The 8764-nt window shown below is 44.5% G+C and carries 7 protein-coding genes; 3 read left to right on the top strand and 4 right to left on the bottom strand.

Annotated features, from left to right (window positions below; translation table 11 throughout):
- The 4 genes from ACE5CV_RS18370 to ACE5CV_RS18385 form a co-directional block, all read right to left on the bottom strand.
- On the bottom strand, positions 1–1438 hold a 1438-nt coding region (locus ACE5CV_RS18370), incomplete at its 3' end, for an amino acid permease (RefSeq protein WP_374951658.1).
- 656 nt (positions 1439–2094) lie between these two features.
- Positions 2095–2448 carry a hypothetical protein gene (locus tag ACE5CV_RS18375; RefSeq protein WP_374951659.1) on the bottom strand — a complete coding sequence of 118 codons (354 nt, stop codon included), beginning with the start codon at positions 2446–2448 and terminating at the stop codon, positions 2095–2097.
- Positions 2449–2541: 93 nt separating this feature from the next.
- Positions 2542–4782 carry a sodium-translocating pyrophosphatase gene (locus ACE5CV_RS18380; RefSeq protein ID WP_374951660.1) on the bottom strand — a complete coding sequence of 747 codons (2241 nt, stop codon included), beginning with the start codon at positions 4780–4782 and terminating at the stop codon, positions 2542–2544.
- Positions 4783–4905: 123 nt separating this feature from the next.
- Complete coding sequence (locus ACE5CV_RS18385) at positions 4906–5328, bottom strand: hypothetical protein (RefSeq protein ID WP_374951661.1); 423 nt, start codon at positions 5326–5328, stop codon at positions 4906–4908.
- A gap of 50 nt (positions 5329–5378) precedes the next feature.
- Here ACE5CV_RS18385 and ACE5CV_RS18390 point away from each other — a divergent pair, with 50 nt between their 5' ends.
- The 3 genes from ACE5CV_RS18390 to ACE5CV_RS18400 all read left to right on the top strand — a co-directional run.
- On the top strand, positions 5379–6815 hold the full coding sequence (locus tag ACE5CV_RS18390; protein WP_374951662.1) for an APC family permease: 1437 nt from the start codon (positions 5379–5381) through the stop codon (positions 6813–6815).
- A complete protein-coding gene (dacB, locus tag ACE5CV_RS18395; RefSeq protein ID WP_374951663.1) occupies positions 6778–8202 on the top strand; it encodes a D-alanyl-D-alanine carboxypeptidase/D-alanyl-D-alanine-endopeptidase in 1425 nt (474 codons plus the stop codon). The genes ACE5CV_RS18390 and dacB overlap by 38 nt, the downstream gene beginning before the upstream one ends.
- A 127-nt stretch (positions 8203–8329) precedes the next feature.
- Positions 8330–8764 (top strand): helix-turn-helix domain-containing protein (locus tag ACE5CV_RS18400; protein ID WP_374951664.1); only part of this gene is annotated, 435 nt, incomplete at its 3' end.

Raw genomic sequence — 8764 nt, forward strand, 5'->3', positions numbered from 1 at the left:
AAATCACCAAACCGGCAATCATCCAGATAAGCGCGCTAACCTGAGTTTCGGCAGGTAAGCTTACAATCATACCGGCACAAACTATAATACCTAAGATAGGCACCAACGGCACTAATGGTGTTTTGAATGGCCTTACCAAATTAGGATCGCTCTTACGCAAGATCATTACGCCAACGCACACCAGGATAAACGCGAAGAGTGTACCTATCGATGTCAGGTCACCTGCAACACTACCCGGGATGAACGCGGCAAATAACCCGACAAATACAAAAAGGATGATATTGCTTTTGTAAGGTGTGCGGAACTTAGGATGAAGGTCTGAAAAGATCTTTGGTAACAAACCATCGGTAGACATGGTGTAGAAAACCCTCGACTGGCCCATCAACATCACCAGGATAACTGACGAGAAACCGGCAAGGATAGCAACTGTAACCAGGGTTGATAACCAGCCATAGCCGTGCATGTAAGTACTGATAGCATAAGCTACTGATGCCTCTTTACCCGATTTCATGAAATCCTGATAAGGAGAAACACCTGTTAATACCCAGGAGAACAAAATATACAAAATAGTACAAACCACTAATGAACCTAATATACCGATAGGCATATCTCGCTTTGGATTTTTAGCTTCCTGTGCTGCAGTCGATACGGCATCGAAACCGATGAAGGCAAAGAAAACCACACCTGCTCCGCTTACAACACCACCCCAGCCATGATTAAAGAAGGGTAAATAAGAGTAAGTTTTACCGCTTGCCAATACCACTTCCGGCGCATTGGCAGGGATAAGGTAAGGGCTATGGTTAGCCGGATTGATGAACTGCCAGCCTATGGCAATAAATACCAAAACGATTGCCACCTTAATAAATACAATGACGCCGTTAACTGTAGCAGACTCTTGTGTGCCTTTAATTAACAGCAATGAAAGCAATGCAAGTATAAATAACGCCGGCAAGTTGGCTATACCGTGTACTGATGTACCATTTTGAATAACAGACTCTAAAGGTGAATGGCACCACTCATAAGGTATCGTCCCGCCGAGGAGCTTGTTGATATATTCGCTCCAGCTGATTGATACAGTGGCAGCACCCAGCGCATATTCTAATATCAGCGCCCAGCCTATAACCCAGGCAACAATTTCGCCCATGGTTGCATAAGCGTAAGTATAAGCGCTACCTGCAATAGGGATGATAGAGGCGAACTCTGCGTAGCAAAGGCCGGCAAACGCACAACCAATGGCTGCAACAATAAATGACAATGTTACCGCAGGCCCGGCGTGCTCGCCAGCTGCCGCAGCAGTCCTAACAAATAAACCGGCACCGATAATAGCACCTATACCCAATGCAATTAAGCTACCCGCTCCAAGCGTTCGCTTCAGGCTGCCTTCCGCATCAACCGTAGAGGTTAGCTGTTCAATGGATTTTTTTACAAATACCTTCATGTGTTAAATAATAAGATCAGTTTAATAGTAAATCAGTTTCCCAAACGTACTTAAATTTATTGAAAAGATAAAGGGCAGAATGTAACAACGGTAAGGTTGTTAATAAACAGAATTATAATTGTGGAAATTGTAATATAAGTGTGAGTCACACAGAACTTCGATTGCTGTAGGCTATCGAAATATAATAGAATGGCAAGGATGAGTTTCTTGTTGAAATTAACCCGATAATCAACAAAATGAAGTAAGTATTTCCAGGCTAAAAAAGATGAAAAAGGTTAACAAAGGTTTACACTTTTTTTGAAATTTTTGATTTATTAATTGATAATCAATTACTTGTGAAAAACATGGGTTAACACTCCTTTTAGGAATAGTAAGCTTTCCTGCATTACTATGGCAGAGCCCTCCAGATGAACAAAGGTGTGAGTATCACGTTCATTAAGATCATCGGCCAGCCCATGCTTTTACTCGCTATTTTTAACAAAATCATGCCCGTTATCCCGCCTCCGAAGAGCAGCATGGCTGCGCGAAGTAAAGCAGATAGTCTGAAGTGGGCAGGTACGCGTCAATTTTTACCAGATAGAGCAGGTCTGGGCAGGTAGAGATCATATGTATAGGCAAAGTAGATAGACTATTGCACAGGTGAGTTTTTTATCCATTCAGTTAATCTGCTCAAAATACATGTCGCTATCACTGGCATATATTAATTTTACTTTATTTTCAGCAGATAATTCAACAGTCGAAATCCATAAGCCATCACCGCCATTAAAAAAAGTAAAATTTTTAAATGTAACCTGTCGGGTATTAAAAGTCCATTTCCCTTTGTTAACGAGTCTTTTCCCATCCTGGTATGAAAAATGTTCATAGGTGTTGTTGTTAAAGATTTTTATTGTATCTGGCCAATTTTCTCCTCTAAAAGCATAAGTTCCTGGTAACATTTTATTTTCTACTGATTTACAGGCATACAGAAAGATGGATAATAAAATAGCGCTCCACGCATTTTTTCTATTCATATATAAAGTTACTTAACAAAAATGTAGCTTAATCTTTCCTCAATGAAAAAGCCCTCCGATTTATCGGAGGGCTTTAAAATATATTTTAAGTTACTACGCTTTTTTCTCCGCCTGGATGGTATGCACATTCATCGATTGTACTTTGATCTCCTTCTCGATATGTTTATTGGTATCAACCGCGTGGTTTAAATGCGGCGCGATAACGAGAGAAACGATCGACATCAGTTTGATCAGAATATTCATCGACGGACCTGAGGTATCCTTGAACGGATCGCCTACGGTGTCACCTGTTACCGACGCTTTATGTGGTTCAGATTTCTTGTAATAGATTTCACCATTGATCTCTACCCCTTTTTCGAATGATTTTTTGGCGTTGTCCCACGCACCGCCGGCGTTGCTCTGGAATATACCCATCAGCACACCAGATACGGTAACACCGGCCAGCAACCCACCCAATACTTCGGGGCCAAAGGCAAATCCAATAATGATAGGGGTTAGTAATGCAATTAATCCGGGCGCGATCATTTCACGGATAGAAGCCTTGGTCGAGATCTCTACACATTTTTCATACTCCGGGCGGGCTTTGTATTCCATGATACCAGGAATTTCGCGAAACTGGCGGCGCACCTCTTCTACCATCGCCATTGCGGCACGGCCCACTGCCGAAATACACAAGGCCGAAAAGATGAACGGGATCATGCCGCCCACAAATAAACCTGCTAACACGTTGGCTTTGTAAATATCGATATGCTCGATACCTGCAACACCTACAAAGGCGGCAAATAAGGCCAGTGAGGTTAACGCTGCCGATGCAATGGCGAAACCCTTGCCTGTTGCAGCAGTAGTATTACCAACAGCATCTAAATTATCTGTACGGCCGCGTACCTCTTCGGGCAGGCGGCTCATTTCGGCAATACCACCGGCGTTATCAGCAATCGGTCCAAAAGCGTCGATAGCTAATTGCATAGCGGTAGTTGCCATCATACCGGCAGCAGCGATAGCCACACCGTACAGACCGGCAAAATAGTAAGAACCATAAATACCGGCGGCCAGCACTAAAATTGGCAACACGGTTGATTCCATACCAACTGCCAAACCGCCAATAATGTTGGTTGCATGCCCTGTTGCCGATTGCCTGATAATGCTCATTACCGGTCGTTTACCCATGGCGGTGTAATATTCGGTGATGATTGACATCAGCGTCCCCACTACCAAACCCACCACGATAGAACCGAAAACTCCGTTTTTGGTAAATAACAGTGAACCCGCTTTAATGGCACCGTTAGCATCCTCGTCGCGCACCATGTGGAAGGTATCATTCGGCAGCATCCACTGAACTAAAAAGTAAGTAGCAATGGCGGTTAATACAATAGATGCCCAATTACCTATGTTCAGCGCGTTTTGTACGCTGTCGGTTTCGTTTTTAATTTTCACCAATGATGCACCTACGATAGAAAATATTAGGCCTAAACCGGCAATTACCATTGGCAGTAAAACCGGTGCTATACCACCAAAATTATCATGCGATACTATCTCGCGGCCCAGCACCATCGTCGCCAGCATAGTAGCCACATACGAGCCAAACAGATCGGCACCCATACCGGCCACATCACCCACGTTATCGCCAACGTTATCAGCAATGGTAGCAGGGTTACGTACGTCATCTTCAGGAATACCGGCTTCTACTTTACCTACCAGATCGGCGCCTACATCGGCTGCTTTTGTGTATATACCGCCACCCACACGCGCAAACAAAGCTATTGACTCTGCACCTAACGAAAATCCGGCAAGCACATCAAGCGCTTTGGCCATATCCTCACCGTTAACGGTTGCACCGGCTACATTTTTCACATACATGGTATAAAAAACGATAAACAACGACCCCAGGCCAATAATGGCCAAACCGGCCACACCCAAGCCCATTACGGTACCGCCGGTAAACGAAACCTTAAGTGCCTGCGCCAGGCTGGTTTTTGCAGCTTGGGTTGTACGTACGTTTGATTTGGTTGCAATGCGCATGCCCAGGTAACCGGCAAATGCCGACAGGAATGCGCCGATAAGAAAAGAAATGGCAATAACCGGACTGGATGTTGCCACCGTGGTGCCCGAGTAAGCCAGTAATAAACCGGCAACAACCACAAAGTAGCTCAGGATTTTCCACTCTGCCCGCAAAAACGCCATTGCCCCATCTGCAATGTAGCCCGCAAGCTGGTTCATAGATTCATCGCCGGTAGGTTGTTTGGTAACCCATGCCGACTTTACAGCCATCACAAGTATGCCTACAAGGCCAAACACCGGGATCAGGTAAATTAAGTAATTGTTCAAAAGATCCATATGAATTAGTTAGTTTATAAATTGCTGGTTTTGAGAGACACAAGCAACGTTTAATAATTGGTTTCCGCAAATTAGCAAATTAATTTATTTACAATACTATGTCAATTATAAAGTTTATCTACATTAAATGTTTGATAATATAAATTCAACTTTAAAGCTGGCAGCAACGCATTCAAAAGTGCTATCTTTAAAGAAAAACAAGTAATGATTAAGTTCAGTATTAGCATCCACCTCACCCAATAAAACAGCATCGGCGGCAAATTCGGTATTCCAGTCTGTTTCCAGTTTATAAAATTGACCCCAGGGTAAATCATCATCATTATACCGGTGTTGTCCCATAAAATATCCTTCATCGTTTGTGCCACCGGTAAAATATTTATGGCATTTTGTGAAAGTTAGTTTACCTCTATCATTTTCAGAAAATCTTTTATAAATAGAGCAGTTTAGAAAAAATTCGACAACCACTGTATCATCAATTATAAAGATTTTCTCCTCCGGTGCGCCTAGGTCCGCATTCCAATCGATGTTTAGTTTGGTAAATTTCATTACCAATAATAATAATTATCCCTAACTTATGCGCTTTAAACTAAACCTTAATGGCTAACGACCCTCAACAAACTAAAATGAAGCACGAACTGGGGCTGCTGGATGGCACCATGCTGGTGGCAGGCTCCATGATTGGTTCTGGTATATTTATAGTAAGCGCGGATATCATCCGCAATGTAGGCTCGGCCGGTTGGCTCATAGCTGTATGGGTGATAACCGGGTTGATGACACTTACCGCAGCCCTTAGCTACGGCGAACTGAGCGCCATGTTCCCAAAGGCGGGCGGCCAGTACATCTATCTTAAAGAATCGTACAACAAACTGGTGGCTTTTTTATACGGCTGGAGTTTTTTCGCGGTGATACAAACCGGTACTATCGCCGCTGTAGGGGTAGCCTTTTCCAAATTTACGGCGTACCTTATCCCTGCAGTAAGCGAAGATAATATCCTTTTTCAGCAGGGCTTTTTAAAGATTAGTGCTGCGCAGGTAGTTTCTATCGTGCTAATATTTTTACTTACCTATATTAATACTAAAGGGGTGAAGGGCGGTAAAGTTATCCAAACCACCTTTACGCTTACCAAGTTACTGAGCTTGTTTGGTTTGATCATCTTTGGCTTCCTGGCTTTTAAAAGCGATATCTGGACAGCTAACTGGACAAACGCCTGGGACATGCACAAACTGGCTGCCGACGGATCTAAAACCAGCTACACGCTTGATGCTGCTTTAGGGGCTATCGCGATAGCTATGGTTGGCTCTATTTTTAGTAGTGATGCCTGGAACAACGTAACTTTTATAGCCGGCGAAATGCGCAACCCTAAACGCGATGTAGCCCTAAGCCTGTTTTTTGGCACTATGATCGTTACCATTATTTATGTATTGGCCAACGTAGTTTACACCGGCGTACTTTCACTGCATGATATCGCTACTGCCGATAAGGACCGCGTGGCGGTAGCTGCTTCAAGTGTAATTTTCGGCAACATCGGTACATTGGTCATCGCGGTAATGATCATGATCTCGACCTTTGGCTGTAACAATGGTTTGATATTGGCCGGTGCCAGGGTATATTATACAATGGCAAAGGATGGCGTCTTTTTCAAAAAGACCGGCGAACTTAATAAAAATTCCGTTCCCGAATTTGGCTTATGGATCCAGGCGATAGTGGCTTCAGTGCTATGCCTGAGCGGCCGGTACGGCGATTTGCTGGATATGATATCGTTTGTCGTGGTGGTATTTTATGTATTGACCATTGTGGGGATCTTCGTTCTGCGGGCTAAACGGCCCGAAGCCGAGCGTCCTTACAAAGGATTTGGCTACCCGGTTATCCCTGCGTTGTATATTTTAATGGGGGTAACTTTTTGTATCCTTTTATGCGTTTATAAAAGCAATTACGTTAAGTACGGCTTGGGCATCGTGTTGATAGGCATCCCTATCTATTATATATCACAACGAAATGTTAAAAATACTGATGAAGCGGGCCTGGTTAATTAGCCTTGCATTACTACCTGGGTTTGCTTACGCCCAAACCCTTCAGCAAAAAATCCAGGCGGCTTACAACCGGCTGCAGCAGGATGCACAGTGCCAATATGCCACCTTATCGTTAACGGTGCTGGATGCCAAAACAGGCGAACAGGTTTTTGCTGCAAACCCCAATGCAGGCCTGGCACCCGGATCGACACTTAAGACGGTAACCAGCATTACCGCCTTCAACGTATTGGGTAAAGACTACCAGTACCAAACGCAGTTGGGATACACCGGTAACATTAGCAACGACGGTGTACTTACCGGCGATGTGATCATTAAAGGCGGCGGCGACCCTACCCTGGGCAGCTGGCGCTACGCAGCAACTAAAGAAGGTGTCGTGTTAAACATTATGGTGGCCGCTTTGAAAAAAGCAGGGATCAAAAAAATTACAGGCCGCATTATTGGCGATAATGGGATCTTTAATGGTCAGTCTATTCCTGATGGATGGATCTGGCAAGACCTGGGCACTTATTATGGTGCAGGTATTGCCGGCCTTTGCTGGCGCGAAAACCAATTTGATATTGCGTTAAATACTGCAGGTGTTGGCAGCCCGGTAAGCGTTGCGGGCACTATTCCTGCTATGCCCTACCTGCAATTCAAAAGCGAAGTAACTAACGGAGCGCCCAAAACCGGCGATCAGGCTTACTCTTACCTGCCCGGCTTTAATAGTAAAATAATGTACCTAAGGGGAACGTACGCGGTAGATCAAACCAAAAAACGGATCTCGGCAGCCATTCCTGATCCTGCATACGATGCCGCCCTCCGCTTAACCGATACGCTGAAAGCTTTAGGCATTACCGTAAGCAATGAGCCGCAATCCTCAATTATGCTGGCAGATAAAGGACAAGCAGTGCCACAGGCAACTAAACCACTTACTACAATCCTGTCGCCCGAACTGAGCAAGATTGTTTACTGGCTTAACCAAAAGAGTGTAAACCTTTATGCAGAGCAACTACTGGTAACCATTGCAGCGAATAACAAAAAACAGCCGGTAACCGGCAATGGTGTAGATGCTATTAAAGAGTTTTGGGAGCAGCGCGGTATCGACAAAAAATCAATGAACATATTTGACGGCAGCGGCCTTTCTCCGCAGGACAGGATAACTACCTTTACCATGGCGCGCATCCTGCAATCAACAAAAAAAGAAAAATGGTTTGGTGATTTTTACGACAGCCTGCCTGTTTACAACGATATGCACATGAAAAGCGGGAGCATCAATAGCGTACAGGCTTACGCCGGTTTCCAAACCAGCCATGGCCGTGAGTTGTGCTTTTCTATCATGGTAAACAATTACAACGGCCCCGGCAGTGGTATCCGCGCAAAAATGTTCAAGGTACTGGATGAGTTGAAGTAAGTTCTTAGGTCGGTTATTTAATTAGCAACAGCGATACCCCGGCAATTGCTGGATTTAGTCTAACTCCGCAAGTTTCGGGTTCTCTGCCTGCGATGGCCGCGATACATTTGTGTTATAAATTCAGATCATGGAAACACAAAACAACATCAACTATAGCCGCATTGCCGATGCCATTGCCTATATAAAAGCCAACTTTAAAACCCAGCCCAACCTGGATGAGGTTGCCGAAAAGGTTAACCTGAGCCCCTTTCATTTTCAGCGCATGTTTAGCGAATGGGCCGGGATCAGCCCTAAGAAATTTCTTCAATACTTAAGTTTGGATTACGCCAAAGGTATCTTAAAAGATCAGCAGGCTACCTTATTTGATGCCGCGCTTGAAACCGGCTTATCGGGCACCAGCCGCCTGCATGACCTTTTTGTAAACATAGATGGTATGACCCCCGCCGAATACAAGAACGGCGGCAAGGCTTTATCTATCAACTTTAGTTACGCCGAAACTCCTTTCGGCAATATCCTGGTGGCATCTACCCCAAAAGGAATTTGCTACATGGCTTTCGCCGAT

It is taken from the genome of Mucilaginibacter sp., assembly GCF_964263795.1.
In the GTDB taxonomy this organism is placed as follows: domain Bacteria; phylum Bacteroidota; class Bacteroidia; order Sphingobacteriales; family Sphingobacteriaceae; genus Mucilaginibacter.

Coding starts and splice junctions, on each gene's coding strand:
- ACE5CV_RS18375 (WP_374951659.1), bottom strand. CDS start 2,448: ATGAATAGAAAAAATGCGTGGAGCGCTATTTTATTATCCATCTTTCTG.
- ACE5CV_RS18380 (WP_374951660.1), bottom strand. CDS start 4,782: ATGGATCTTTTGAACAATTACTTAATTTACCTGATCCCGGTGTTTGGC.
- ACE5CV_RS18385 (WP_374951661.1), bottom strand. CDS start 5,328: ATGAAATTTACCAAACTAAACATCGATTGGAATGCGGACCTAGGCGCA.
- ACE5CV_RS18390 (WP_374951662.1), top strand. CDS start 5,379: ATGGCTAACGACCCTCAACAAACTAAAATGAAGCACGAACTGGGGCTG.
- dacB (WP_374951663.1), top strand. CDS start 6,778: ATGTTAAAAATACTGATGAAGCGGGCCTGGTTAATTAGCCTTGCATTA.